We start from the raw sequence: 25,970 nt of genomic DNA, 5'->3' as shown, positions 1-25,970 counted from the left end.
CGATCAGCGACGACGCGACTTGCGGTCGTCCTTCTCGTGGCCGCGGAAGGTGCGGGTCGGCGCAAACTCGCCGAGCTTGTGGCCGACCATCGACTCGGTGACGAACACCGGGACGTGCTTGCGGCCGTCGTGCACCGCGATCGTGTGGCCGAGCATGGCCGGGACGATCATGGAGCGGCGGGACCAGGTCTTGATGACGTTCTTGGTGCCGGCTTCGTTCTGAACATCCACCTTCTTGGCGAGGTGGTCGTCGACGAAGGGCCCCTTCTTGAGACTGCGCGGCATCTAAACCCGCTCCTAGCGCTTCTTGTTCGTCTTGCGGCGGCGGACGATGTACTTGTTGCTGGCCTTCTTCGGCGAGCGCGTACGACCCTCCTTCTTGCCCCAGGGCGAGACCGGGTGGCGACCACCGGAGGTCTTGCCCTCACCACCACCGTGCGGGTGGTCAACCGGGTTCATCACGACACCACGCACGGTCGGGCGGACGCCCTTCCAGCGCATGCGGCCGGCCTTGCCCCAGTTGATGTTCGACTGCTCGGCGTTGCCGACCTCGCCGACGGTGGCGCGGCAGCGAACGTCGACCAGGCGGATCTCGCCGGACGGCATACGCAGGTGGGCCATGGAGCCCTCACGCGCCAGCAGCTGCACGGAGGCACCCGCGGAGCGGGCGAACTTCGCGCCGCCGCCGGGCCGCAGCTCGATGGCGTGGATGGTCGTACCGACCGGGATGTTGCGCAGCGGGAGGTTGTTGCCCGGCTTGATGTCGGCGCCAGCGCCGTTCTCAATCCGGTCACCCTGCTGCAGGCCGCGCGGCGCGATGATGTAGCGCTTCTCGCCGTCGGCGTAGTGCAGCAGCGCGATGCGCGCGGTGCGGTTCGGGTCGTACTCGATGTGCGCGACCTTGGCCGGCACGCCGTCCTTGTCGTGACGACGGAAGTCGATCACGCGGTAGGCGCGCTTGTGGCCACCGCCCTGGTGGCGAACGGTCACACGACCGGCGTTGTTACGGCCGCCCTTGCTGTGCAGCGGGCGGACCAGCGACTTCTCCGGCGTGGACCGCGTGATCTCGACAAAGTCGGCGACGCTGGAGCCACGACGGCCCGGGGTCGTCGGCTTGTACTTGCGGATACCCATTTCTCAGTCCTCGTCCGATTCCGGACGACTCGGACTCCGTTAGGAGACCGGGCCGCCGAAGATGTCGATACGGTCGCCCTCGGCGAGGGTCACGATGGCGCGCTTGGTGTTGGCGCGCTTCCCGAAACCGGTCTTGGTGCGCTTGCGCTTACCCTGCCGGTTGATCGTGTTGACCCCGGTGACCTTGACCGAGAAGACCGCCTCGACGGCCTGCTTGATCTGGGTCTTGTTCGCGCCGGGCGCGACGATGAACGTGTACTTGTTCTCGTCCAGCAGCGCGTAGCTCTTCTCGGAGACAACCGGCTTGACGAGGACGTCACGCGGGTCCGAGAAGGTCTTGCTGGTGACGACGGCCTCAGTCATCAGGCGTCGCTCCCTTCGGTCTCAACGGCCTTGGGGCCAGACACGAAGGACTCGAAAGCGGCCTTGGTGAAGACCACGTCGTCGGAGACGAGCACGTCGTACGTGTTCAGCTGGCCCGGCTCCAGGATGTGGACCTGGGGCAGGTTGCGGGCGGACAGCCACGCGGCCTCGTCGGAGCGCTCGGCGATCAGCAGGACGTTCTTGCGGTCGCTGACCTTGCCGAGCAGGCCCTTGGCGGCCTTGGTGGACACCGCGCCGTCGACCACGCCGGAGACGACGTGGATGCGGCTGTGGCGGGCCCGGTCGGAGAGGGCACCGCGCAGGGCGGCGGCCTTCATCTTCTTCGGGGTCCGCTGGCTGTAGTCACGCGGCACGGGGCCGTGAACGACGCCACCGCCGGCGAACTGCGGCGCGCGGGTCGAACCCTGGCGCGCGCGGCCGGTGCCCTTCTGGCGGTACGGCTTCCTGCCACCGCCGCGGACCTCGCCACGGGTCTTGGTCTTGTGCGTGCCCTGACGGGCAGCGGCCAGCTGCGCGACGACGACCTGGTGGATCAGCGGAACGCTGACCTTCGCGTCGAAGATCTCCGCGGGGAGCTCGACGGTCCCGGCCTTGTCGCCTGCCGGCGAAAGGATGTCAATGGTGCTCATCGGTTACCTCAGGCCCCCTTGGCCGCGGTACGGACCAGGACGAGGCCGCCGTTCGGACCAGGAACTGCGCCCTTGATGAGCAGCAGACCCTTCTCCGCGTCAACGGCGTGGACGGTCAGGTTCTGGGTGGTGACCCGCTCATTGCCCATACGGCCGGCCATCCGCATGCCCTTGAACACGCGGCCCGGGGTGGCGCAGCCACCGATGGAGCCCGGCTTGCGGTGCACGCGGTGGGCACCGTGGGACGCCTTGCCGCCATGGAAGCCGTGACGCTTCATGACACCGGCGAAGCCCTTGCCCTTGCTCTTGCCGGTCACGTCCACCTTGACGCCGGACTCGAAGGTCTCAGCGGTCAGCTCCTGGCCGAGGGTGTACTCGCCGGCATCGGCGGTACGGACCTCGACGAGGTGGCGACGGGGGGTGACGTCGGCCTTCGCGAAGTGGCCCTTGAGGGGCTTGTTCACCTTGCGCGGGTCGATCTCGCCGAAGGCGATCTGGACGGAGTCGTAGCCGTCCTGGTCATTGGTGCGCACCTGGGTAACGACGCAGGGGCCGGCCTTCACCACGGTCACCGGGACGACACGGTTGTTCTCGTCCCAGACCTGGGTCATGCCGAGCTTCTCGCCCAGGAGCCCCTTGATCTGCTTAGCCATCTCTTCCGCGCCTCTCAGAGCTTGATCTCGATGTCAACGCCGGCCGGAAGGTCCAGGCGCATCAGCGAGTCAACGGTCTTGGGCGTCGGGTCGAGGATGTCGATCAGGCGCTTGTGCGTGCGCATCTCGAAGTGCTCGCGCGAGTCCTTGTACTTGTGCGGCGACTTGATGACGCAGTACACGTTCTTCTCAGTGGGCAGCGGCACCGGGCCCGCGACCGACGCACCAGTGCGGGTCACCGTCTCGACGATCTTCTTCGCCGAGGAGTCGATGACCTCGTGGTCGTAGGCCTTGAGCCGGATGCGGATCTTCTGTCCCGCCATGGCTACTTCGTAGTCCTGTCTCTCGTAACGCTCTGGGACCCGATGGGGTCGATACTCTTCTCCGACCCACGCGGTCGGGCGTGTCGCACCCCTTCTCGTAGCTCTCCACAAGGGAGATCTCTCAAGGAGGAGAGCGTGGGGAAGAACACCCACCGGGCGCCTGGCCGAGGCACCCCGCTGACGCTTCCCGGAAGATTCCCGTACTTCCACCCCTGAAAAGGGGCGACGAATACCTGGGACTCGCTTCCGGTCCCCCCGGCGGGAGGCGCGCAGCATTGGCACTCAACCGAGCAACCTGGACAGTGTGCCATACGGGGGTTGCGTAAGGCCAATCGAGGCCCAACTGTCAAGAAGCCCCGCCCACCTGATGGTGAGCGGGGCCTCTCAAGTGCTCCGGGGAGCTACCGGGTCAACCGGATCAACTTACTTGACGATCTTGGTGACCTGGCCGGCGCCGACGGTCCGGCCACCCTCACGGATGGCGAACTTCAGGCCCTCTTCCATCGCGACGGGCTGGATGAGGTCCACCTTCATCTCGGTGTTGTCGCCCGGCATGACCATCTCGGTGCCCTCGGGGAGGGTCACAACACCGGTCACGTCAGTCGTACGGAAGTAGAACTGCGGACGGTAGTTGTTGAAGAACGGCGTGTGACGGCCACCCTCGTCCTTGGACAGGATGTAGGCCTGCGCCTCGAACTCGGTGTGCGGGGTGACCGAGCCCGGCTTGATGATGACCTGGCCGCGCTCGACGTCCTCGCGCTTGATGCCGCGGAGCAGCAGACCGACGTTCTCACCGGCCTGGCCCTCGTCGAGCAGCTTGCGGAACATCTCGATGCCGGTGACGGTCGTCGAGGTCTTGTCCTGCTTGATGCCGATGATGTCAACCTGCTCGTTGACCTTCAGGACACCGCGCTCGATACGACCGGTGACGACGGTGCCACGACCGGTGATCGTGAAGACGTCCTCGATCGGCATCAGGAACGGCTTGTCAACGTCGCGCTCCGGCTGCGGGATCGACTCGTCGACGGCCTTCATCAGCTCAAGGATGGAGTTGCCCCACTCCTTGTCGCCCTCAAGGGCCTTCAGAGCGGAGACCTTGACGACCGGAACCTCGTCGCCGGGGAACTCGTACTCGGAGAGGAGCTCACGGACCTCAAGCTCGACGAGCTCCAGGATCTCCTCGTCGTCCACCATGTCGGCCTTGTTCAGGGCGACAACGATGTACGGAACGCCGACCTGGCGGGCCAGGAGCACGTGCTCCTTGGTCTGCGGCATCGGGCCGTCGGTCGCGGCGACCACCAGGATCGCGCCGTCCATCTGGGCGGCACCGGTGATCATGTTCTTGATGTAGTCCGCGTGACCGGGGCAGTCAACGTGGGCGTAGTGACGCGTCTCGGTCTGGTACTCGACGTGCGCGATGGAGATGGTGATACCGCGCTGGCGCTCCTCAGGAGCCTTGTCGATCTGGTCGAAGGCCGAGGCCTCGTTCAGGTCCGGGTACGCGTCGTGCAGCACCTTGGTAATGGCGGCCGTGAGGGTCGTCTTACCGTGGTCAATGTGACCGATGGTGCCGATGTTGACGTGCGGCTTAGTCCGCTCGAACTTCGCCTTCGCCACTGGGGTCCTCCTGTGGAGTGGTTCTGTACGCCTTACTCATCGGCGCCAGGTGATCTTTGCTGGATAGCCCGGGGCCCGGAGGCATTCCCCCGCTGTTGCGGCGGAATGCCCCGGCAGGCTCCGGAGTCAAGCCTAGAGCGTGAACTCGGGGGGTGAGTTACTCGCCCTTGGCCTTGGCGATGATCTCCTCGGCGACGTTCTTGGGAACCTCGGCGTAGGAGTCGAACTGCATCGAGTAGCTCGCGCGACCCGACGTCTTGCTGCGGAGGTCTCCGACGTAGCCGAACATCTCCGAGAGCGGAACCAGGCCCGTGACGAGCTTGGCGCCGGCGCGGTCCTCCATGGACTGGATCTGACCACGGCGGGAGTTGATGTCGCCGATCACGTCGCCCATGTAGTCCTCGGGCGTGGTGACCTCGACCTTCATCATCGGCTCCAGCAGGGCCGGGCTGGCCTTGCGGGCGGCCTCCTTGAAGGCCATCGAGCCGGCGATCTTGAACGCCATTTCCGACGAGTCGACCTCGTGGAAGGCGCCGTCGAGGAGCGTGACCTTGACACCGGTCAGCGGGTAGCCGGCGAGAACACCGAACTCCATGGCCTCCTGGCAGCCCGCGTCCACGGACGGGATGTACTCCCGCGGGATGCGGCCACCGGTGACCTTGTTCTCGAACTCGTACCCGTCGCCCTCAAGCGGCGCGATGGCGATCTGCACCTTCGCGAACTGGCCGGAACCACCAGTCTGCTTCTTGTGCGTGTAGTCGAGGCGCTCGACCGGCTTGCGCAGGGTCTCGCGGTACGCGACCTGCGGCTTGCCGACGTTGGCCTCGACCCGGAACTCGCGCTTCATACGGTCGACCAGCACGTCGAGGTGCAGCTCGCCCATACCCGCGATGATGGTCTGGCCGGTCTCCTCGTCGGTGTGCACCTGGAACGAGGGGTCTTCCTCGGCGAGACGCTGGATCGCGACGCCCAGCTTCTCCTGGTCGCCCTTCGACTTGGGCTCGATGGCGACCTGGATGACCGGGGCCGGGAACTCCATCGACTCAAGGATCACCGGGTTCGCCGCGTCGCAGAGGGTCTCACCGGTGGTGGTCTGCTTCAGACCCATGACGGCGACGATGTCGCCGGCACCCACCGCGTCGATCTCCTCACGCTTGTTCGCGTGCATCCGGTAGATCTTGCCGATGCGCTCCTTCTTGCCCTTCACCGAGTTCTGCACCTGCGAGCCGGCCTCAAGGCGACCCGAGTACACGCGGATGAAGGTGAGCTTGCCCAGGTGGGGGTCGCTCGCGATCTTGAACGCCAGGGCGGACAGCGGCTCGTCCTCGGACGGCTTGCGCTTGACGACCTCGTCCGCGTTGCCGACCGCGTGGCCCTCGATGGCCTCGACGTCCAGCGGGGAGGGGAGGTAGCGCACGACCGCGTCGAGCAGGGGCTGCACGCCCTTGTTCTTGAACGCGGTGCCACAGAACACCGGGGTGACGGTGGTGGCGTCAGCCTTGCCGGAGGCGATGGTGATCCGACGGATCGCCGCGTAGAGCTGCTCCACGGTGGGCTCCTGGCCCTCCAGGTACAGCTCCATGACCTCTTCGTCGTTCTCGGCCACGGCCTCAAGGAGCTTGCCGCGCCATTCGTCGGCAGCCTCGATGTGCGTTTCCGGGATGTCGACGGTGTCGTACATCTCGCCCTTGGCGGCCTCGGCCGACCAGACCAGGGCCTTCATGGTGACGAGGTCGACGACGCCCTTGAAGTCGGCCTCGGTGCCGATCGGGAGCTGCATCACGATCGGGGTCGCGCCAAGGCGGTCCACGATCATGTCGACGCAACGGTGGAACTCGGCGCCCGTGCGGTCCAGCTTGTTGACGAAGCAGATGCGCGGAACGCCGTAGCGGTCCGCCTGACGCCAAACGGTCTCGGACTGGGGCTCGACACCGGCGACGCCGTCGAACACCGTCACCGCACCGTCGAGCACGCGCAGCGAACGCTCCACCTCGACGGTGAAGTCGACGTGGCCCGGGGTGTCGATGATGTTGATGGTGTTGTCGACGTCGTCCAGCGGCCAGTGGCAGGTCGTCGCGGCAGACGTGATGGTGATGCCACGCTCCTGCTCCTGCTCCATCCAGTCCATCGTGGCAGCGCCGTCGTGGACCTCACCGATCTTGTAAGAAACACCGGTGTAGAACAGGATCCGCTCGGTGGTGGTCGTCTTGCCCGCGTCGATGTGGGCCATGATCCCGATGTTGCGGACCTTGGCCAGGTCAAGCGAAGTGGTAGCCATAGTGGCTCAGTCTTCTCTCGGTCTCGATGTGGGTTGCGACTACCAGCGGTAGTGCGCGAAGGCCTTGTTGGACTCGGCCATCTTGTGCGTGTCCTCACGCTTCTTGACCGAAGCGCCGAGGCCGTTGGAGGCGTCGAGCAGTTCGTTCATGAGGCGCTCGGTCATGGTCTTCTCGCGGCGGGCGCGGGAGTAGCCCACGAGCCAGCGGAGCGAGAGGGTGGCGGCGCGGCCGGGCTTGACCTCGACCGGGACCTGGTAGGTCGCGCCACCGACACGGCGGGACTTGACCTCAAGGGTCGGCTTGATGTTCTCCAGCGCGCGCTTCAGCGTGATGACCGGGTCGGTGCCGGTCTTCTCGCGCAGACCCTCCATGGCGCCGTAAACGATGCGCTCAGCGGTGGAGCGCTTGCCGTTCAGCAGCACCTTGTTGATGAGGGAGGTCACCAGAGGAGAGCCGTAGACCGGGTCGATGATGACCGGGCGCTTCGGGGCGGGGCCCTTACGAGGCATTCTTACTTCTCCTTCTTGGCGCCGTAGCGGCTGCGAGCCTGCTTGCGGTTCTTGACGCCCTGCGTGTCGAGGGAGCCGCGGATGATCTTGTACCGAACACCCGGCAGGTCCTTCACACGGCCGCCGCGCACGAGCACGATGGAGTGCTCCTGCAGGTTGTGGCCCTCACCCGGAATGTAAGCGGTGACCTCGATCCCGCTGGTCAGACGCACACGCGCGACCTTACGCAGGGCCGAGTTCGGCTTCTTCGGGGTGGTCGTGAACACACGCGTGCAGACGCCACGGCGCTGGGGCGAACCCTCAAGTGCGGGCGTCTTGTTCTTCTCGACCTTGTCCTGCCGGCCCTTACGGACCAGCTGCTGGATCGTAGGCACTACTTCTCCGGTTTCTGTGTGCCAGTCTCGGTAAAGCTAACCTGGAACGCTCCCCGACCCACGCGGTCGGGTGTGTCGAATACTGCAGACCTGCCTCGCTGGAACGAGGGCGGCGGCAGATTGCGGTGTCAAAACCCGGCTTCCGTGCTGCCGGGACTCTCCGGTCGGTACCAACGGGAGAAGGCGCGCACGGCAGCCCAGGGACACCCCAGGCACAAGGTCAGAGCGTACCTAGCGCATTGGCTGCGGTCAAAACAAATGCACACGCGAAGGACACGCCGGACTCCCCCCGCGCTGCGGCCACCGTAGTGCGTCCCCGGCACCTACGGAAGAAGGCGCATGCCCCTCAGGAGTGGGCCACCGCGACCAGCGCCATCACCAGGAAGAACAGCGCCCAGGCTCCGATTCCGAGCCAACCGATCACCAGCCCGGCGATCGCCTGGCCGTCCCCCCGCTCCCCCGTGCGCCGGATCTCGGCCCGCGCCTTGTGCCCCAGGATCACCGCGGGGACCGACGTCACTCCCCAGGTGAACGGCGCGAGCAACCCGCAGACCAGGGCGCCCGTGGCGGAGCCGTTGGTCGACTGCGGCATCGGCATCTGCATCGGGAGGAACGTCGCGGGCACCGCCGGCCGCGGCGCGAACTGCGCCTGGGGAACCGGCCCTTGGGGCAGGTCCGCGACCAACATCTGCAGTTCCGCGTGGGTTTGGGCCTGGTACGCGCGGGAGATTCGCTGCTCGTACTCGGGCTGGGCGAGCCGCCCCTCCGCGAAGCCCGCCTTCAACACGTCGACCGCCCGCTCGCGATCGGCGTGCGAGGCACGCATGGCCGGCGCCTGATAAGGGTTTTGAGCAGGTTGCCCACCCTGCCACGGCTGGAATGCCATGTCGCGAACCTCCCCCCGCTCAACAGTTGTCCCCATCCTCTCATCACAGACGCGGCAATGGGAGAACAAGTTCCTTCAGGTGCGCGAACGCCGCAGGGCGGCCACCCCGTGGGGTGACCGCCCTGCGGACGGAACGGCGTGCTTACTGGTTGTACGGACCGTAGTCGTAGTCCTCCAGCGGGACCGCCTGGCCGGAGCCGGTACCGAACGGCGAGTAGTCGATGTCGTCGTAACCGACGGCCGAGTACATCGCGGCCTTGGCCTCTTCGGTGGGCTCGACCCGGATGTTGCGGTAACGGGACAGACCCGTACCGGCCGGGATGAGCTTACCGATGATGACGTTCTCCTTGAGGCCGATGAGGCTGTCGGACTTGGCGTTGATCGCCGCGTCCGTCAGGACTCGGGTCGTCTCCTGGAAGGAGGCGGCCGACAGCCAGGACTCCGTCGCCAGCGAGGCCTTGGTGATACCCATCAGCTGCGGACGGCCGGAGGCCGGGTGGCCGCCTTCCGCCACCACGCGACGGTTCTCGCCCTCGAACTTCGAGCGCTCCACCAGCTCGCCCGGCAGCAGCTCCGCGTCGCCGGACTCGATGATCGTCACGCGGCGCAGCATCTGCCGGATGATGATCTCGATGTGCTTGTCGTGGATCGCCACGCCCTGGCTGTTGTAGACCTTCTGGACCTCGCCGACCAGGTGGACCTGGACGGCACGCTGGCCCAGGATCCGCAGCACGTCGTGCGGATTGATCGCACCGACGGTCAGCGGCTGGCCGACCTGCACGTGGTCACCCTCGGTCACCAGCATGCGGGCACGCTTGGAGACGGGGTAGGCCGTCTCGTCGCTGCCGTCGTCCGGCGTGACGATGACCTTCTTGGTCTTCTCGGTCTCCTCGATCCGGACGCGGCCGGCCGCCTCCGAGATCGGGGCGACGCCCTTGGGCGTACGGGCCTCGAAGAGCTCGACGACACGCGGCAGACCCAGGGTGATGTCGTCACCGGCCACACCACCGGTGTGGAAGGTACGCATCGTCAGCTGGGTGCCGGGCTCACCGATGGACTGGGCGGCGATGATGCCGACCGCCTCACCGATGTCGACCAGCTTGCCGGTGGCCAGCGAACGGCCGTAGCAGAAGGCGCAGGTGCCGACCGCGGACTCACAGGTCAGGACCGAGCGGGTCTTGACCTCCTCCACGCCGTGCGCGATGAGCTGGTCGATCAGCACGTCACCGAGGTCGACGTTGGCCGGGGCGACGACCTTGCCGTCGACCACGACGTCCTCGGCGAGCATCCGCGCGTACACGGAGGACTCGACGTCGTCCGCCTTGCGCAGGATGCCGTCGGCGCCCTTCGAACCGATCCGCAGCTTGAGGCCGCGCTCGGTGCCGCAGTCCTCCTCGCGAATGATGACGTCCTGGGAGACGTCGACCAGACGACGGGTGAGGTAACCGGAGTCGGCGGTACGCAGAGCGGTGTCCGCCAGACCCTTACGGGCACCGTGGGTGGAGATGAAGTACTCCAGCACGGACAGGCCCTCGCGGAACGACGCCTTGATCGGACGCGGGATGGTCTCGTTCTTCGCGTTCGACACCAGACCACGCATACCGGCGATCTGCCGCATCTGCATCATGTTTCCTCGGGCACCCGAGTCAACCATCATGAAGATGGGGTTGGTCTTGGGGAAGTTCTCGTTCATCGCCTCGGCGACCTCGTTGGTCGCCTTGGTCCAGATGTTGATCAGTTCCTGAGTGCGCTCGTCCTTGGTGATCAGACCGCGCTCGTACTGCTTCTGGACCTTCTCGTCCTGGGCCTCGTAGCCGGAGACGATCGCCTTCTTGGCCTCCGGCACGACGATGTCGGAGACGGCGACGGTGACGCCGGAGCGGGTGGCCCAGTAGAAGCCGGACGCCTTCAGGTTGTCGAGCGTCGCCGCCACGATGACCTTCGGGTAGCGCTCGGCCAGGTCGTTGACGATCGCGGAGAGCTGCTTCTTGCCCACCGAGTAGTCGACGAACGGGTAGTCCTCGGGCAGCAGCTCGTTGAAGAGCGCGCGGCCCAGGGTCGTGCGCAGCCGGAAGCTGTCGCCCTGCTGCCACTCCGGCTCGCCCTCCGCCGGGGCCGGCGGGGTCCAGCCGCGGGGCGGCACGGTACCGATCGGGAAGCGGATGTCGACCTTCGCCTGGAGCGAGAGCTCGCGGGCGTCGAACGCCATGATCGCCTCGGAGACCGAAGCGAACGAGCGGCCCTCGCCCTTGACCTCGCGCTCCTCCTCGTCGGTGGTGAGGAAGAACAGACCCAGCACCATGTCCTGGGTCGGCATGGTGACCGGCCGGCCGTCGGCCGGCTTGAGGATGTTGTTCGAGGACAGCATCAGGATGCGGGCCTCGGCCTGCGCCTCCGCGGAGAGCGGCAGGTGGACGGCCATCTGGTCACCGTCGAAGTCCGCGTTGAACGCGGTGCAGACGAGCGGGTGGATCTGAATGGCCTTGCCCTCGACCAGCTGCGGCTCGAAGGCCTGGATGCCGAGGCGGTGCAGGGTGGGCGCACGGTTCAGCAGCACCGGGTGCTCGGCGATGACCTCTTCGAGGACGTCGTAGACCACGGTGCGGCCGCGCTCGACCATGCGCTTGGCCGACTTGATGTTCTGCGCGTGGTTGAGGTCCACCAGGCGCTTCATCACGAACGGCTTGAACAGCTCCAGCGCCATCGCCTTGGGCAGACCGCACTGGTGCAGCTTGAGCTGCGGGCCGACGACGATAACGGAACGGGCCGAGTAGTCGACGCGCTTACCGAGCAGGTTCTGACGGAAGCGGCCCTGCTTGCCCTTGAGCATGTCGGACAGCGACTTCAGCGGACGGTTGCCGGGGCCCGTGACCGGGCGACCGCGACGGCCGTTGTCGAAGAGCGCGTCGACGGCCTCCTGGAGCATGCGCTTCTCGTTGTTCACGATGATCTCGGGCGCACCGAGGTCGAGAAGGCGCTTCAGGCGGTTGTTGCGGTTGATGACGCGGCGGTACAGGTCGTTCAGGTCGGAGGTCGCGAAGCGGCCACCGTCCAGCTGCACCATCGGACGCAGGTCCGGCGGGATCACCGGGATGCAGTCCAGCACCATGCCCTTGGGGCTGTTGCGGGTCTGCAGGAAGGCGGAGACGACCTTGAGGCGCTTGAGCGCACGGGTCTTCTTCTGGCCCTTGCCGGTCCGGATGATCTCGCGGAGGCGCTCGGCCTCCTCGTCCAGGTCGAAGGTCTCCAGGCGCTTCTGCAGCGCGGCGGCGCCCATGGAGCCGTCGAAGTACGTGCCGAAGCGGTCACGCAGCTCGCGGTAGAGGAGCTCGTCGCCCTCCAGGTCCTGGACCTTGAGGTTCTTGAAGCGGTTCCAGACCTCGTCGAGGCGGTCGATCTCGCGCTGCGCGCGGTCGCGGAGCTGCTTCATCTCGCGCTCGGCGCCCTCGCGCACCTTGCGGCGGACGTCCGCCTTGGCGCCCTCGGCCTCCAGCTCGGCCAGGTCGGTTTCGAGCTTCTTGGCGCGGGCCTCCAGGTCGGAGTCGCGGCGCTGCTCGATCTGCTGGCGCTCGACGGAGACGTGGGCCTCCAGCGAGGGCAGGTCGCGCGTACGGCGCTCCTCGTCCACCCACGTGATCATGTAGGCGGCGAAGTAGATGACCTTCTCAAGGTCCTTGGGAGCGAGGTCCAGCAGGTAACCCAGCCGGCTCGGGACGCCCTTGAAGTACCAGATGTGGGTCACGGGCGCGGCCAGCTCGATGTGGCCCATCCGCTCACGACGCACCTTGGCGCGAGTGACCTCGACGCCGCAGCGCTCGCAGATGATGCCCTTGAAGCGGACGCGCTTGTACTTACCGCAGTAGCACTCCCAGTCCCGGGTGGGACCGAAGATCTTCTCGCAGAAGAGCCCGTCCTTTTCCGGCTTGAGGGTGCGGTAGTTGATGGTCTCCGGCTTCTTGACCTCACCGTGGGACCACTGACGGATGTCGTCAGCGGTGGCGAGGCCGATCCGCAGCTCGTCGAAGAAGTTGACGTCGAGCACTATGCGTCAATCCCTCTCAGGGTCGTATCTAGATGGTCTGTACGGGGTCCGGGGAGGGGCCGGGAGCTCCTGGGGAAAGGAGCTCCCGACCAGACCCGTCAGACCTCTTCGACGCTGCTCGGCTCGCGCCGGGACAGGTCGATGCCGAGCTCCTCCGCAGCGCGGAAGACGTCCTCGTCGGTGTCGCGCATCTCGATGGACATGCCGTCCGAGGACAGCACCTCCACGTTGAGGCACAGGGACTGCATCTCCTTGATGAGCACCTTGAAGGACTCGGGGATGCCGGGCTCGGGGATGTTCTCGCCCTTGACGATGGCCTCGTAGACCTTCACGCGGCCGGTGACGTCGTCGGACTTGATCGTCAGCAGTTCCTGGAGAGCGTACGCGGCGCCGTAAGCCTCCAGCGCCCACACCTCCATCTCACCGAAGCGCTGGCCACCGAACTGAGCCTTACCGCCCAGCGGCTGCTGGGTGATCATCGAGTACGGCCCGGTCGAGCGGGCGTGCAGCTTGTCGTCGACCAGGTGGTGGAGCTTGAGGATGTACATGTACCCGACCGAGATCGGGTCCGGGAACGGCTCACCGGAGCGGCCGTCGAACATCCGGGCCTTGCCGGACGGGAGGACCATGCGGTCGCCGTCGCGGTTCGGGCGGGTGTTCTCCAGCAGACCGGCCAGCTCGTCCTCGCGGGCGCCGTCGAAGACCGGGGTCGCGACGTTGGTGCGCGGCTCGACCTGGTCGGCGGCGATGGACTGCAGCCGCTGGGCCCACTCCTCACCGAGGTTGGAGACGTCCCAGCCCTGGCTGGCGAGCCAGCCGAGGTGGATCTCCAGGACCTGTCCCGGGTTCATTCGGGACGGGACACCCAGCGGGTTGAGGATGATGTCGACCGGGGTGCCGTCCTCCATGAACGGCATGTCCTCGACCGGCAGGATCTTCGAGATGACGCCCTTGTTGCCGTGCCGGCCGGCGAGCTTGTCACCGTCGGTGATCTTGCGCTTCTGCGCGACGTAGACGCGGACGAGCTGGTTCACGCCCGGGGGCAGCTCGTCGCCCTCCTCGCGGTCGAAGACGCGGACGCCGATGACCTTGCCGATCTCGCCGTGCGGCACCTTCAGCGAGGTGTCGCGGACCTCGCGCGCCTTCTCACCGAAGATCGCGCGCAGCAGGCGCTCCTCGGGGGTCAGCTCGGTCTCGCCCTTGGGCGTGACCTTGCCGACGAGGATGTCGCCGGCGACGACCTCGGCACCGATGCGGATGATGCCGCGCTCGTCGAGGTCGGAGAGGACCTCCTCGGAGACGTTCGGGATGTCCCGCGTGATCTCCTCGGGGCCGAGCTTGGTGTCACGGGCGTCGACCTCGTGCTCCTCGATGTGGATCGAGGAGAGGACGTCGTCCTGCACGAGGCGCTGCGACAGGATGATCGCGTCCTCGTAGTTGTGACCCTCCCACGGCATGAACGCCACGAGCAGGTTCTTGCCGAGCGCCATCTCGCCCTCGTCCGTGGACGGACCGTCGGCGAGGACCTGGCCCTCGATGACCCGCGCGCCCTCGTCCACGACGACCTTCTGGTTGAAGGAGGTGCCCTGGTTGGAGCGGGTGAACTTGGCGACGCGGTACGTGGTGTACGTGCCGTCGTCGTTGGCGACGGTGATGTAGTCCGCGGAGACCTCCTGGACCACACCGTTCTTCTCGGCCTTGATGACGTCGCCGGCGTCGACCGCGCAGCGGTACTCCATGCCCGTACCGACCAGCGGCGACTCCGCCTTGATCAGCGGAACGGCCTGGCGCATCATGTTCGATCCCATGAGCGCGCGGTTGGCGTCGTCGTGCTCAAGGAACGGGATCATGGCGGTCGCGGCCGACACCATCTGGCGCGGCGAGACGTCCATGTAGTGCACCTCGTCGGCGGGGACGAGGTCGACCTCGCCGCCACGGCGACGGACCAGCACACGCTGCTCGGCGAAGCGCAGGTCGTCGGTGAGCTTGGCGTTGGCCTGGGCGATCAGGAAGCGGTCCTCCTCATCTGCGGTGAGGTAGTCCACCTCCTCCGTGACCTGGCCGTCGACGACCTTGCGGTACGGCGTCTCGATGAAGCCGAAGACGTTGACGCGGCCGTAGGACGCGAGCGAACCGATCAGACCGATGTTCGGGCCTTCGGGCGTCTCGATCGGGCACATGCGGCCGTAGTGCGAGGGGTGCACGTCACGGACGTCCAGACCGGCCCGCTCACGGGAGAGACCACCCGGGCCCAGCGCCGACAGACGACGCTTGTGGGTCAGACCCGACAGCGGGTTGGTCTGGTCCATGAACTGGGAGAGCTGGCTGGTGCCGAAGAACTCCTTGATGGAGGCGACGACCGGCCGGATGTTGATCAGGGTCTGCGGCGTGATCGCCTCGACGTCCTGGGTGGTCATGCGCTCGCGCACGACGCGCTCCATACGGGCGAGACCCGTACGGACCTGGTTCTGGATCAGCTCGCCGACGTTGCGCAGGCGACGGTTGCCGAAGTGGTCGATGTCGTCGGTCTCGACGACGATCGTGTTGCCGTTGTCGGCGACCGTCTCGACCTCACCGGCGTGCAGCTTCACCAGGTACTTGATCGTGGCGATGACGTCGTCCACGGTCAGCACGCCGGCGTCCAGCGGCTCGTCGCCGCCCAGCTTCTTGTTGACCTTGTAGCGGCCGACCTTGGCCAGGTCGTAGCGCTTGGGGTTGAAGTAGAGGTTCTCCAGCAGCGTCTGCGCGGCCTCACGCGTCGGCGGCTCGCCCGGGCGCAGCTTGCGGTAGATGTCGAGCAGCGCGTCGTCCTGGCCCTGGGTGTGGTCCTTCTCCAGGGTGGCGCGCATCGACTCGTACTCGCCGAACTCCTCCAGGATCTGGTCGGTGGTCCAACCGAGAGCCTTGAGCAGGACGGTCACGGACTGCTTGCGCTTGCGGTCGATGCGCACACCGACCATGTCGCGCTTGTCGATCTCCATCTCCAGCCAGGCACCCCGGGACGGGATGATCTTGGCGGAGAAGATGTCCTTGTCGGACGTCTTGTCGATGGAGCTGTCGAAGTACACACCCGGCGAGCGGACCAGCTGCGACACCACGACACGCTCGGTGCCGTTGATGACGAAGGTGCCCTTGTTGGTCATGAGCGGGAAGTCGCCCATGAAGACCGTCTGGGACTTGATCTCGCCGGTCTCGTTGTTGGTGAACTCCGCGGTGACGAACAGCGGAGCGGCGAAGGTGAAGTCGCGCTCCTTGCACTCGTCGATGGAGTTCTTCGGAGGCTCGAAGCGGTGGTCGCGGAACGTCAGCGACATCGACCCGGAGAAGTCCTCGATCGGGGAGATCTCTTCGAAGATCTCTTCAAGACCGGACTTGGTGGGAACTTCCTGCCCACTCTCCAGCGCAGCCTCGACGCGACCCTTCCATGCGGCATTGCCGAGCAGCCAGTCGAAGCTTTCGGTCTGCAGCGCAAGGAGGTTCGGAACCCCGAGGGGCTCCTTGATCTTCGCAAAAGAGATGCGCAGCGGGGCGGTGCTGTCGCCGTTGTTCGTATTGGCAGTCGAGGCGTTGCGCGAGGCGGCCAAGAGGGGGTCCTTCCGAGGGCTCGGACTCACTACGCGCGTACCGGTCCCGAATCGAGCAGAGCGATCGATATGCCCAGGTCAGGGCGGGTCAATGAGCCTTGCTCGGGTTCGGGCATGCCCCTGGTGACGGGCAGGGAGCAGCTAACAGGCAGCGCAAAGGGTCAGTGTAGCCACATGGCCCACTGATGTCCAGAGCGAGTTTCCGGAGACCGGTACCGCACCGCGTCCCGATCTTCTCCCTCCGGGAGGTCATGCCCTCCGCAGCGGAGGAGCGCCTCGTTGTTCTTCACTTCGCCCAATGCCCTGCGCCTGCCGAAAAGCCCTGCGCCGATGGCGCACACCGATGCTTCCCTCTTCGTCGGCGATCCATGCCTCGAACCTGGACCGCTTCTGCGTCGCGTCCCGAGAATTGCGCGCCGCGTCCGGTTCGTCAAGGCCCCCCGCCTCTGGGCGATCGTCACATGGAGGTGCGTCCGGACAACGAAGATCACCATACTCGCTCTCCGGCGCCTGACAACGCAGCCGGGGCGGGTACGCGGAAGGGCGACCACCCGCATGGGTGATCGCCCTTCGCAGTGTCCGCGTTACACCCGGGGTGCCGCGGACGGGAGTCAGAGACTCACCAAGGTCACTTGACCTCGACGGAGGCGCCGGCGCCCTTGAGGGACTCGGCGGCCTTCTCGGCGGCGTCCTTGGCAACCTTCTCCAGGACCGGCTTCGGGGTGCCGTCGACCAGGTCCTTGGCCTCCTTCAGGCCGAGGGAGGTCAGCTCGCGCACGACCTTGATGACCTGGATCTTCTTGTCGCCGGCGCCGGTCAGGATGACGTCGAACTCGTCCTTCTCCTCAACGGCGGCAGCCTCGCCACCGGCGGCACCGCCGGCAACGACGACCGGCGCGGCAGCGGCGGCGGTGACGTCGAACTTCTCCTCGAAGGCCTTCACGAACTCGGAGAGCTCGATGAGGGTCATGCCCTCGAACTGGGCCAGCAGCTCGTCCTGGGTGAGCTTCGCCATGATGGCGGTCCTTCCACTAATCGGCAGGTGCCGGATGTACTGGGTGAGGCGGGCGTACGTCGAGCCCGCTGATGACCCTTGCCGCACTCAGGCGGCGAGGATCAGATAGCGAGCCGAATTACTCGGCACCGCCCTGCTCGGCCTGCTTGGCGCGCAGCGCGTCCACGGTGCGGACGAGCTTCGACGGCAGCGCCTGGAAGACGGAGGCAGCCTGGGACTGCTTCGCCTTGAAGGCACCGGCCAGCTTGCTGAGCAGAACCTCGCGGGACTCAAGGTCCGCAAGCTTCTTGATCTCGTCGGCGGAGAGCGCCTTGCCGTCAAGGACGCCGCCCTTGATGACGAGGTTCTGGTTCTCCTTGGCGAAGTCACGAAGACCCTTCGCCGCCTCGACCGGGTCACCGGTCACGAAGGCGACGGCCGTCGAGCCACTGAGGTGCTCGTCCAGCGCAGAGATCCCGGCCTCCTTGGCCGCGATCTTGGTCAGCGTGTTCTTCACCACACGGTACTGAGCGTTGTCACCGAGCGAACGGCGCAGGTTCTTGATCTGCGCAACGGTGAGCCCGGTGTACGCGGTCACAACAGCGCCATTGGAGCTACGGAACTTCTCCGTGATCTCCTCGACGGCTGCGACCTTCTCGGGGTTCGCCATGAGCCTCGGCCTCCTTCCGGGTGATGAGGACCGCGCAGAAGGGGCTGGGCAAAGCAAACGCCCCGGCGCAGGCGCGCACGGGGCGATTCTCGACCGGACAGAAGACTGCCTGGGAGTTCCCATTCACAACCTGCGCGGGCCGTCCGCAGCTAGCGGATCCTTCGGCCACCACGCGCCCGGGTACGGACACGCGGAGACAACCAGCGGTCTTTGGCTTCCGGGACACCGTACGGGAACGGCCCGCGCAAGAGCAAATCGGCTGGACGGGGCATCGGGGACACGCCCCGGGCCCCGCCCGGCCGACGCCGGATGCGGGCGTCGAGCCCGGACTCCCCCGGGCTCAACTCACCGAATTTCGGGCTTACTTGACCTCCGTGGTGTCGCTCGCCGGCGGCGGCGTCACCGAGACCTTGGTGCCGTAGTCGGAGTAGTAGACCGTCGAGTCGTACGGCGACGTCTTGCTGTCCATCTGCTCGCGCTTCTTGACCAGCAGGTTGTCCGAGCTGACCCAGAGGTCGATGGTCTCGGTCGTGGCACCCATCTGCTGGAGCTGCCGCTCCAGGGCCTTCAGGTCCGCCTCGCTGACGTTCTTCGTCTGCATGCGGGTCAGCTCGCTCACCGAGAGCGTGCCGTTGTAGTGGGTCGCCTGGACGCCGCGGACGTCCTCCTTGCCGACCTGCTTGACCTTGCCCGAGGCGATCAGCAGATCCACCGACCGGCCCGGGTTGTTGTTGTTCATCATGTCCTTCATCAGGGCACCGGCCGCGCCCAGCTTCTTGGCCAAGACGTCGTAGTCGTACTTGACCCAGCTCTTGCCGCCCATGGGCATGCCCATGTTCATGTACATCGCGTCCGGCGTGTACAGGGCCTTCGCGGGCTTGCCGGAGCCGCCCATCGGGCCGCCGGCCTGGGTGATGTCCACCGACATGTGCATGCCGGACGACCAGTCCATCGCGCCCTTCATGGTCGTGGACATCGTGCCGTTCTTGGTGGTGCCCTCGACCTTGGCGGAATTCTTGCCGTTCGTCTGCTGCGAGACCGTCTTCAGCGAGGCCAGCGCGGCCTCCAGCGGAGACTTCGCCCCCGAAGCGTCGTTGCTGCCACCGCTGGCGCTGCCGCCGGTTCCGTTGCCCTTGTCGCCGCCGCCGTTACAGGCGGTCAGACCGGCCATCATGACAACTCCCGCCGCGACGGCGGCGGCTATACGCGTGCTGCGCACTTGAGGCTCCCCCTTTGAATTCCTTTATGGACCTCGCAGGGGACTGTAGTGCAGGCCACTGACAGCACACACGGCAACCCTGTTATGAACGCGTCAGGCCCCGCTCTCCGTACGGAAAGCGGGGCCTGACGGCAAGCGTCACGCGCTACGGGGCATCGATCGCGAGGATCAGATGGCCTCGTCCTCGACGAGGAGGTTGCGGGTGCGGTTGGGGTCCACCGGGACGCCGGGGCCCATGGTGGTGGAGACCGTCGCCTTCTTGATGTAGCGGCCCTTGGCGGCGGACGGCTTCAGACGGGTGATCTCCTCCAGCGCCGCGGCGTAGTTCTCCACCAGCTTGGTGTCGTCGAAGGACACCTTGCCGATGATGAAGTGGAGGTTCGCGTGCTTGTCCACGCGGAACTCGATCTTGCCGCCCTTGATGTCGGTGACAGCCTTGGCGACATCCGGGGTGACGGTGCCGGTCTTCGGGTTCGGCATCAGACCACGGGGACCGAGCACGCGGCCGAGGCGGCCGACCTTGCCCATGAGGTCCGGAGTGGCGACGACGGCGTCGAAGTCCAGGCGGCCCTTGGAGACCTCGTCGATCAGTTCGTCCGAGCCGACGATGTCGGCGCCGGCGGCCTCCGCGGCCGCAGCACGGTCACCGGTCGCGAAGACCAGGACCCGGGCGGTCTTACCGGTGCCGTGCGGGAGGTTCACGGTGCCACGGACCATCTGGTCGGCCTTGCGCGGGTCAACGCCCAGACGCATGGCGACCTCGACGGTCGAGTCGAACTTGACGGACGCGGTGTCCTTGGCGAGACGGACGGCCTCAAGCGGGGCGTACAGCCGCTCCCGGTCGATCTTCGCGTCCGCGTTGCGAAGAGTCTTGCTGCGCTTCACTTCTGCTCCTGATGCAGTGGGTGGAGTCGTGGTACGGACCAGCGCCTGGCCCTTCCACGGAGGTGCCGTTAGGGGCTGGGGTTCAGCCCTCGACCGTGATGCCCATGGAGCGGGCGGTGCCGGCGATGATCTTCGACGCGGCGTCCAGGTCGTTGGCGTTCAGGTCGGGCATCTTGGTGGTGGCGATCTCGCGGACCTGCGCCTCGGTGATCTTGGCGACCTTGGTCTTGTGCGGCTCGCCGGAGCCCTTCTCCACGCCCGCGGCCTTCAGGATCAGCTTCGCGGCCGGCGGGGTCTTGGTGACGAAGGTGAAGGAACGGTCTTCGTAGACCGTGATCTCCACCGGCACGACCATGCCACGCTGCGACTCGGTCGCGGCGTTGTAGGCCTTGCAGAACTCCATGATGTTGACGCCGTGCTGACCCAGCGCGGGGCCGACCGGCGGGGCCGGGTTGGCGGCACCAGCCTGGATCTGGAGCTTGATCAGCCCCGTGACCTTCTTCTTCTTGGGAGGCATGCTCTCTCCGGGTCCTAGTGAGAGGTGGTTCGCCCCGATCCGGGTCATCCGGATGGAGGCATACCGCACAACGATAACGGGTACCGTCCTGCGGCCAAAAACCGCGCAGGTCAGACCGGCTAAGCGCCGGTCTGACCTGGTCGGTGGCTATGGGTCCGGAAGAACCTAGTTCTTCTGGATCTGGTCGAAGCTGAGCTCGACCGGGGTCTCGCGGCCGAAGATCTCGACCAGGCCCTTGACCTTCTTCGAGTCGGCGTTGATCTCGTTGATCGTCGCCTGGAGGGTCGCGAACGGACCGTCGGTGACGGTGACGGAGTCGCCCACCTCGAAGTCCAGGACCTGGACCTCGACCTTGCGGGACGGCGCCGGCTTGCCCTCGGCCGCGGCGGCCTCCTTGGCGGCCTTCTCCTCGGCCTCCGGGGCGAGCATCTTGACGATCTCGTCCAGGGTCAGCGGGTACGGGTCGTAGGCGTTGCCGACGAAGCCGGTGACACCGGGGGTGTTGCGCACCACGCCCCAGGACTCGTTCGTCAGGTCCATGCGCACCAGGACGTAACCCGGCAGTTTGTTCTGACGGACGGTGCGGCGGTCACCGTTCTTGATCTGCACGACCTCTTCCTGCGGCACCTCGGCCTGGAAGATGTAGTCCTCGACGTTCAGCGAGACGGCGCGCTGTTCGAGGTTGGTCTTCACGCGGTTCTCGTAGCCCGCGTAGGTGTGGATGACGTACCACTCGCCGGGGAGTCCGCGCAGCTCGTCACGGAGGGCGGCCACCGGGTCGACCGGCTCCTGCTCCTCCGCGTCCTCGGAAGCCTCGACGGCCTCCTCGTCCTCGACGTGCACGGCGTCCACCTCGGCGGGCTCGCCGGCGGCGGCGTCCTCGGCGTCCAGCTCGTCGACGTCGTCGGCGTCGGCGACGACGTCCGCGGCGCCCTCTTCGTCAGCGATGGCCGCAGCGTCCCCCTCGACCTCGGCCGAGACGGCCTCGTCAACCTCGGCCTCTGCGGCCGCGACGGGCTTGGCGGCGTCGTTCAGGTTCGGGTCAGACACGTGGCTGCTTCTTCCTTGCTTCAAGGGGTTGAACGTGCGAAGGGCCGCCCGCGGAAGGCACCCCCGCGGGATCAGCCGAAGACGTACCCGACGACTCGGTTGATTCCCAAGTCAATCACGGTTACGAGACCAATGATGATGGCCACGAAGACGATCACCACGGTGGTGTACGACGAGAGCTGACTGCGCGTGGGCCAGACGACCTTGCGGAGCTCCGCGATGACCTGGCGGTAGAAAAGCGCGAGGCGCGCGAAGGGCCCCTTCTTGCCGCGCTTGCCGCCGCGGCGGGGCTTCTTCTGGGATTCCGGGGTATCGGCCTCGGAGCGACCGCGCTCAGGCATGTCGATGGAGCCCAGGGCGTCCGTCACTCGTCCTCACCTGAATCCGGGTCGTGGCCGCGCCGCGCTCGGCCCGGCCGCACGGCGGTGCATTTCGTACGTACGCGTGCACGCACTCGGTGATGTGGTGCGTGTAGCAGGGCCGGAGGGACTTGAACCCCCAACCGCTGGTTTTGGAGACCAGTGCTCTACCAATTGAGCTACGACCCTTTGTGGTTCCCCCAACCTACCGCATGCGGGCGACTGCTCTACGTCGTGCGCCGCGGCGACCCGGTGGGAGCCAACGGTCAGCGAGTGTACGTGGTTCGCGGCCGGGCGTCGAACAGGAACCTCGCGCACCGGCCCCGCAAACCCGTGTACCGGGCCTCCTGGAGGTCTGCGACGATGCCTCTATGAGCGCTGCAACTCCCTCCGCATCGTCCCCCTCCGACCGCCGGGTCTCCGTCCGGGTCGGTTCGATCTCCGAGTCCGCCACCCTCGCCGTGGACGCCAAGGCCAAGGCCCTCAAGGCCGCCGGGCGCCCGGTGATCGGCTTCGGCGCCGGAGAGCCCGACTTCCCCACGCCCGGCTACATCGTCGAGGCGGCGGTGGAGGCCTGCCGCAACCCGAAGTTCCACCGCTACACCCCGGCGGGCGGTCTGCCCGAGCTGAAGAACGCGATCGTCGAGAAGACCCGGCGCGACTCCGGCTACGAGATCGAGGCCGCGAACGTCCTGGTGACCAACGGCGGCAAGCAGGCCATCTACGAGGCGTTCGCCGCGATCCTGGACCCGGGTGACGAGGTCATCGTCCCGGCGCCGTACTGGACCACCTACCCGGAGTCGATCCGGCTGGCGGGCGGCGTGCCGGTCGACGTCGTCGCCGACGAGACCACCGGGTACCGGGTGAGCGTCGAGCAGTTGGAGGCGGCCCGCACCGAGCGCACCAAGGTGGTGCTCTTCGTCTCGCCGTCGAACCCCACCGGCGCGGTCTACCCCCGCGAGCAGGTCGAGGCGATCGGTCGCTGGGCCGCCGAGCACGGCCTGTGGGTGCTGACCGACGAGATCTACGAGCACCTGGTCTACGGCGACGCGGAGTTCTCGTCGCTGCCGGTGGTCGTGCCGGAGCTGCGCGACAAGTGCATCGTCGTCAACGGCGTGGCGAAGACGTACGCGATGACCGGCTGGCGGGTGGGCTGGGCGATCGGCCCCAAGGACGTCATCAAAGCGGCCACCAACCTCCAGTCGCACGCCACCTCCAACGTCTCCAACGTGGCGCAGGCCGCGGCCATCGCGGCGGTCAGCGGCGACCTGGCGGCCGTCGAGGAGATGAAGGTGGCCTTCGACCGGCGCCGGCGGACCATCGTGCGGATGCTCAACGAGATCGAGGGCGTGCTCTGCCCGGAGCCGGAGGGCGCGTTCTACGCGTACCCGTCGGTGAAGGGGCTGTTGGGCAAGGAGATCCGCGGCAAGCGCCCGCAGACCAGCGTCGAGTTGGCCGGGCTGATCCTGGAGGAGGCGGAGGTCGCCGTCGTCCCGGGTGAGGCGTTCGGCACCCCCGGCTACCTGCGACTGTCCTACGCGCTGGGCGACGAGGACTTGGTCGAGGGCGTCTCCCGGATCCAGAAGCTGCTGGCGGAGGCCAAGTAGCCGGTGCCGTAGGGCATTTCGCGCCATCGGCGGGTGCGGGGTCGGGCGTCGCCCGGCCCCGCACACCCTTGCGGGGGTCCCTTCGTTCGGGGCGGGGCCTATGCCGCCGGCGCGAGGTGCGGCAGTATCTGCGGATGGAGCGTGTTCGTGATCTGCGTCAACTGCCGAAGGCCCATCTGCACCTGCACTTCACCGGCTCGATGCGCCCGGCGACCCTGCTGGACCTCGCCGACAAGTACGGCGTCCACCTGCCGGACGCGCTCACCAGCGGGCGGCCGCCCCGGCTGAGCGCCACCGACGAGCGCGGTTGGTTCCGCTTCCAGCGGCTCTACGACATCGCCCGGTCGTGCCTGCGCTCCCCCGAGGACATCCAGCGGCTGGTGCGGGAGGCCGCGGAGGAGGACGTCCGGGACGGTTCGCGCTGGCTGGAGATCCAGGTCGACCCGACCTCGTACGCGCCGCGGCTGGGCGGCCTGATCCCGGCGCTGGAGGTCATCCTGGACGCGGTGGACCGGGCGTCCCGGGACACCGGGCTGGCGATCCGCGTCCTGGTGGCGGCGAACCGGATGAAGCACCCGTTGGACGCCCGCACCCTGGCCCGGCTCGCGGTGCGCTACGCCGACCGCGGCGTGGTCGGCTTCGGGCTCTCCAACGACGAACGCCGGGGCCTCGCGCGGGACTTCGACCGGGCCTTCGCCATCGCCCGGGACGGCGGGTTGCTCTCGGCACCGCACGGCGGGGAGCTGGCCGGGCCGGCGAGCGTCCGGGACTGCCTGGACGACCTGCACGCGTCCCGGATCGGGCACGGGGTGCGGGCCGCGGAGGACCCGGTGCTGCTGCGCCGGCTGGCGTCCCGCGGGGTGACCTGCGAGGTGTGCCCGGCCTCCAACGTGGCGCTGGGCGTCTACGGCAAGCCGGAGGACGTGCCGCTGCGGACGTTCTACGAAGCGGGCGTGCCGATGGCGCTGGGCGCCGACGACCCGCTGCTGTTCGGCTCCCGGTTGGCGGCCCAGTACGAGATCGCCCGCGCCTCGCACGGGTTCACCGACGCCGAACTGGCGGAGCTGGCCCGGCAGTCCGTACGGGCCTCCCGGGCGCCGCAGGAGGTGCGGCGGGCGGTGCTGGCGGATGTGGACGCGTGGTTGGCCGCGCCGGCGCCGTAGCGGGCCGGTGCGGCCGTCCGCGGTCCCTCAGAGGCTGACGCCGACCGTCACCGGCTCGTTGACGAGGGTGACCCCGAAGGCGTCCCGGACGCCGTCGCGGACCTCGCGGGCGAGGGCGAGCAGGTCCTCGGTGGTGGCCCCGCCGCGGTTGGTGAGGGCGAGGGTGTGCTTGGTGGAGATCCGGGCCGGGCCGCTTCCGTAGCCCTTGGTGAAGCCGGCCCGGTCGATGAGCCAGGCCGCGGAGGTCTTCACCCGGCCGTCGCCGTCGGGGAAGGCGGGCGGGGCGGCGTCCGGGCCGAGGCGGTCGTGGACCCGGCGGACGAGCTCGGCGTGCTCGGCCTCGGTGAGGACCGGGTTGGTGAAGAAGGAGCCGGCGGACCAGGTGTCGTGGTCGTCGGCGTCCAGCACCATGCCCTTGCCGGCCCGCAGCGCCAGGACGGTCTTGCGGGCGACCGCGAGCGGCACCCGCTCCCCGACGCCGACGCCGAGCGCGCGGGCCGTCTGGTCGTAGCGCAGGGGCGCGGAGAGGCCGCCGGCGTCCTCCAGGGCGAGCCGCACCCGCAGCACGACGAACCGCTCGGGGTGCTGCTTGAAGCGGCTGTGGCGGTACGAGAAGCCGCACTCCTCGTTGGTGAGGGTGACCGTCTCACCGGTGCGGCGGTCGTAGGCGACGACCTCGGTGAGGGTCTCGGAGACGTCCTGCCCGTAGGCGCCGACGTTCTGGACCGGGGTGGCGCCGGCCGAGCCGGGGATGCCGGCCAGGCACTCGACGCCGGCCAGTTGGGCCTCGACGGTGCGGGCGACGGCGTCGGACCAGTTCTCGCCGGCGGCGAGCTCCAGGGACGTGCCGTCGAGGGCGAAGCCGCAGGTGGCGATGCGCAGGGCGGTGCCGTCGAAGCCCTTGTCGCCGATGACGAGGTTGCTGCCGCCGCCGATGATCAGCAGCGGGGTGCCGGCCTCGTCGGCTTCGCGGACGGCGGCGGTCACCTCGTCGTCGGTGGTGGCCGTGACGAGCCGGTTCGCGGGACCACCGAGGCGGAAGGTGGTCAGCGGGGCGAGGGGGGCGTTGTCTGCTACGTGACGTTCCTGCAC

At 67.4% G+C, this 25,970-nt stretch carries 23 protein-coding genes and 1 tRNA gene; 2 read left to right on the top strand and 22 right to left on the bottom strand.

The window, feature by feature from the left end:
• Window positions 1–3: 3 nt before the first annotated feature.
• The 21 genes from rpsS to PV796_RS22000 form a co-directional block, all read right to left on the bottom strand.
• Window positions 4–285, bottom strand: a complete 282-nt coding sequence (gene rpsS, locus PV796_RS22100; RefSeq protein WP_004571826.1) for a 30S ribosomal protein S19 — start codon at window positions 283–285, stop codon at window positions 4–6.
• Window positions 286–297: 12 nt separating this feature from the next.
• Entirely contained in the window at window positions 298–1,134 is an 837-nt protein-coding gene (rplB, locus tag PV796_RS22095; protein ID WP_016571056.1) for a 50S ribosomal protein L2, read from the bottom strand.
• A 39-nt stretch (window positions 1,135–1,173) separates the two neighbouring features.
• Window positions 1,174–1,497, bottom strand: a complete 324-nt coding sequence (gene rplW / locus PV796_RS22090) for a 50S ribosomal protein L23 (protein WP_274915072.1) — start codon at window positions 1,495–1,497, stop codon at window positions 1,174–1,176.
• Window positions 1,497–2,147 carry a 50S ribosomal protein L4 gene (rplD, locus tag PV796_RS22085; RefSeq protein WP_274915070.1) on the bottom strand — a complete coding sequence of 217 codons (651 nt, stop codon included), beginning with the start codon at window positions 2,145–2,147 and terminating at the stop codon, window positions 1,497–1,499. Before rplD ends, rplW begins: the two co-directional genes overlap by 1 nt.
• 8 nt (window positions 2,148–2,155) lie before the next feature.
• The gene (rplC, locus tag PV796_RS22080) at window positions 2,156–2,800 is read right to left on the bottom strand and encodes a 50S ribosomal protein L3 (RefSeq protein WP_016571053.1); all 645 of its coding nucleotides are present in this window, start codon (window positions 2,798–2,800) and stop codon (window positions 2,156–2,158) included.
• A gap of 14 nt (window positions 2,801–2,814) precedes the next feature.
• The gene (gene rpsJ, locus PV796_RS22075) at window positions 2,815–3,123 is read right to left on the bottom strand and encodes a 30S ribosomal protein S10 (RefSeq protein ID WP_003948644.1); all 309 of its coding nucleotides are present in this window, start codon (window positions 3,121–3,123) and stop codon (window positions 2,815–2,817) included.
• A 423-nt stretch (window positions 3,124–3,546) separates the two neighbouring features.
• Window positions 3,547–4,740 carry an elongation factor Tu gene (gene tuf, locus PV796_RS22070; protein WP_274915069.1) on the bottom strand — a complete coding sequence of 398 codons (1,194 nt, stop codon included), beginning with the start codon at window positions 4,738–4,740 and terminating at the stop codon, window positions 3,547–3,549.
• A gap of 157 nt (window positions 4,741–4,897) precedes the next feature.
• Window positions 4,898–7,018, bottom strand: coding sequence for an elongation factor G (fusA, locus tag PV796_RS22065; protein WP_274915068.1), 2,121 nt, complete (start codon window positions 7,016–7,018; stop codon window positions 4,898–4,900).
• Window positions 7,019–7,057: 39 nt separating this feature from the next.
• Complete coding sequence (gene rpsG, locus PV796_RS22060; protein ID WP_018538761.1) at window positions 7,058–7,528, bottom strand: 30S ribosomal protein S7; 471 nt, start codon at window positions 7,526–7,528, stop codon at window positions 7,058–7,060.
• Window positions 7,529–7,530: 2 nt separating this feature from the next.
• Window positions 7,531–7,902, bottom strand: a complete 372-nt coding sequence (rpsL, locus tag PV796_RS22055) for a 30S ribosomal protein S12 (protein WP_003948652.1) — start codon at window positions 7,900–7,902, stop codon at window positions 7,531–7,533.
• A gap of 346 nt (window positions 7,903–8,248) precedes the next feature.
• A complete protein-coding gene (locus PV796_RS22050; RefSeq protein ID WP_274915064.1) occupies window positions 8,249–8,728 on the bottom strand; it encodes a DUF1707 and DUF4190 domain-containing protein in 480 nt (159 codons plus the stop codon).
• A 202-nt stretch (window positions 8,729–8,930) separates the two neighbouring features.
• The gene (locus PV796_RS22045; protein WP_274915063.1) at window positions 8,931–12,830 is read right to left on the bottom strand and encodes a DNA-directed RNA polymerase subunit beta'; all 3,900 of its coding nucleotides are present in this window, start codon (window positions 12,828–12,830) and stop codon (window positions 8,931–8,933) included.
• Between the two features lie 98 nt (window positions 12,831–12,928).
• The gene (gene rpoB / locus PV796_RS22040) at window positions 12,929–16,414 is read right to left on the bottom strand and encodes a DNA-directed RNA polymerase subunit beta (protein ID WP_274915062.1); all 3,486 of its coding nucleotides are present in this window, start codon (window positions 16,412–16,414) and stop codon (window positions 12,929–12,931) included.
• Window positions 16,415–17,042: 628 nt separating this feature from the next.
• Window positions 17,043–17,429 carry a 50S ribosomal protein L7/L12 gene (gene rplL, locus PV796_RS22035; protein ID WP_274915061.1) on the bottom strand — a complete coding sequence of 129 codons (387 nt, stop codon included), beginning with the start codon at window positions 17,427–17,429 and terminating at the stop codon, window positions 17,043–17,045.
• 118 nt (window positions 17,430–17,547) lie between these two features.
• Window positions 17,548–18,078 (bottom strand): 50S ribosomal protein L10, encoded by a 531-nt coding sequence (rplJ, locus tag PV796_RS22030; RefSeq protein WP_274915060.1) that lies wholly within the window; start codon window positions 18,076–18,078, stop codon window positions 17,548–17,550.
• 361 nt (window positions 18,079–18,439) lie between these two features.
• The gene (locus PV796_RS22025; RefSeq protein WP_274919175.1) at window positions 18,440–19,252 is read right to left on the bottom strand and encodes a hypothetical protein; all 813 of its coding nucleotides are present in this window, start codon (window positions 19,250–19,252) and stop codon (window positions 18,440–18,442) included.
• 213 nt (window positions 19,253–19,465) lie between these two features.
• Window positions 19,466–20,182, bottom strand: coding sequence for a 50S ribosomal protein L1 (gene rplA / locus PV796_RS22020; RefSeq protein WP_274915059.1), 717 nt, complete (start codon window positions 20,180–20,182; stop codon window positions 19,466–19,468).
• Window positions 20,183–20,264: 82 nt separating this feature from the next.
• Window positions 20,265–20,699 (bottom strand): 50S ribosomal protein L11, encoded by a 435-nt coding sequence (gene rplK, locus PV796_RS22015; protein ID WP_016571043.1) that lies wholly within the window; start codon window positions 20,697–20,699, stop codon window positions 20,265–20,267.
• A gap of 165 nt (window positions 20,700–20,864) precedes the next feature.
• Window positions 20,865–21,749: a transcription termination/antitermination protein NusG gene (gene nusG, locus PV796_RS22010; RefSeq protein WP_274915058.1), complete on the bottom strand. Its 885-nt coding sequence runs from the start codon at window positions 21,747–21,749 to the stop codon at window positions 20,865–20,867.
• 71 nt (window positions 21,750–21,820) lie between these two features.
• The gene (gene secE, locus PV796_RS22005; protein WP_274915056.1) at window positions 21,821–22,117 is read right to left on the bottom strand and encodes a preprotein translocase subunit SecE; all 297 of its coding nucleotides are present in this window, start codon (window positions 22,115–22,117) and stop codon (window positions 21,821–21,823) included.
• Between the two features lie 107 nt (window positions 22,118–22,224).
• Window positions 22,225–22,297, bottom strand: a tRNA-Trp gene (locus PV796_RS22000).
• A 182-nt stretch (window positions 22,298–22,479) separates the two neighbouring features.
• On the opposite strand from PV796_RS22000, the gene PV796_RS21995 reads away from it, so the two are divergent.
• Both PV796_RS21995 and PV796_RS21990 read left to right on the top strand, forming a co-directional pair.
• Window positions 22,480–23,715, top strand: a complete 1,236-nt coding sequence (locus PV796_RS21995) for a pyridoxal phosphate-dependent aminotransferase (protein ID WP_274915054.1) — start codon at window positions 22,480–22,482, stop codon at window positions 23,713–23,715.
• Between the two features lie 134 nt (window positions 23,716–23,849).
• Complete coding sequence (locus tag PV796_RS21990) at window positions 23,850–24,878, top strand: adenosine deaminase (RefSeq protein ID WP_274915052.1); 1,029 nt, start codon at window positions 23,850–23,852, stop codon at window positions 24,876–24,878.
• Between the two features lie 27 nt (window positions 24,879–24,905).
• Here the strand turns inward: PV796_RS21990 and PV796_RS21985 are convergent, their stop codons facing one another.
• Window positions 24,906–25,970, bottom strand: coding sequence for a UDP-N-acetylmuramate dehydrogenase (locus PV796_RS21985; RefSeq protein WP_274915050.1), 1,065 nt, complete (start codon window positions 25,968–25,970; stop codon window positions 24,906–24,908).

The sequence above is a fragment of the Streptomyces sp. WZ-12 genome, from assembly GCF_028898845.1.
Taxonomy (GTDB): Bacteria; Actinomycetota; Actinomycetes; order Streptomycetales; family Streptomycetaceae; genus Streptomyces.
Note: the sequence above shows the minus strand (reverse complement) of the source record. Positions and strands in the feature narration are given on the sequence as shown.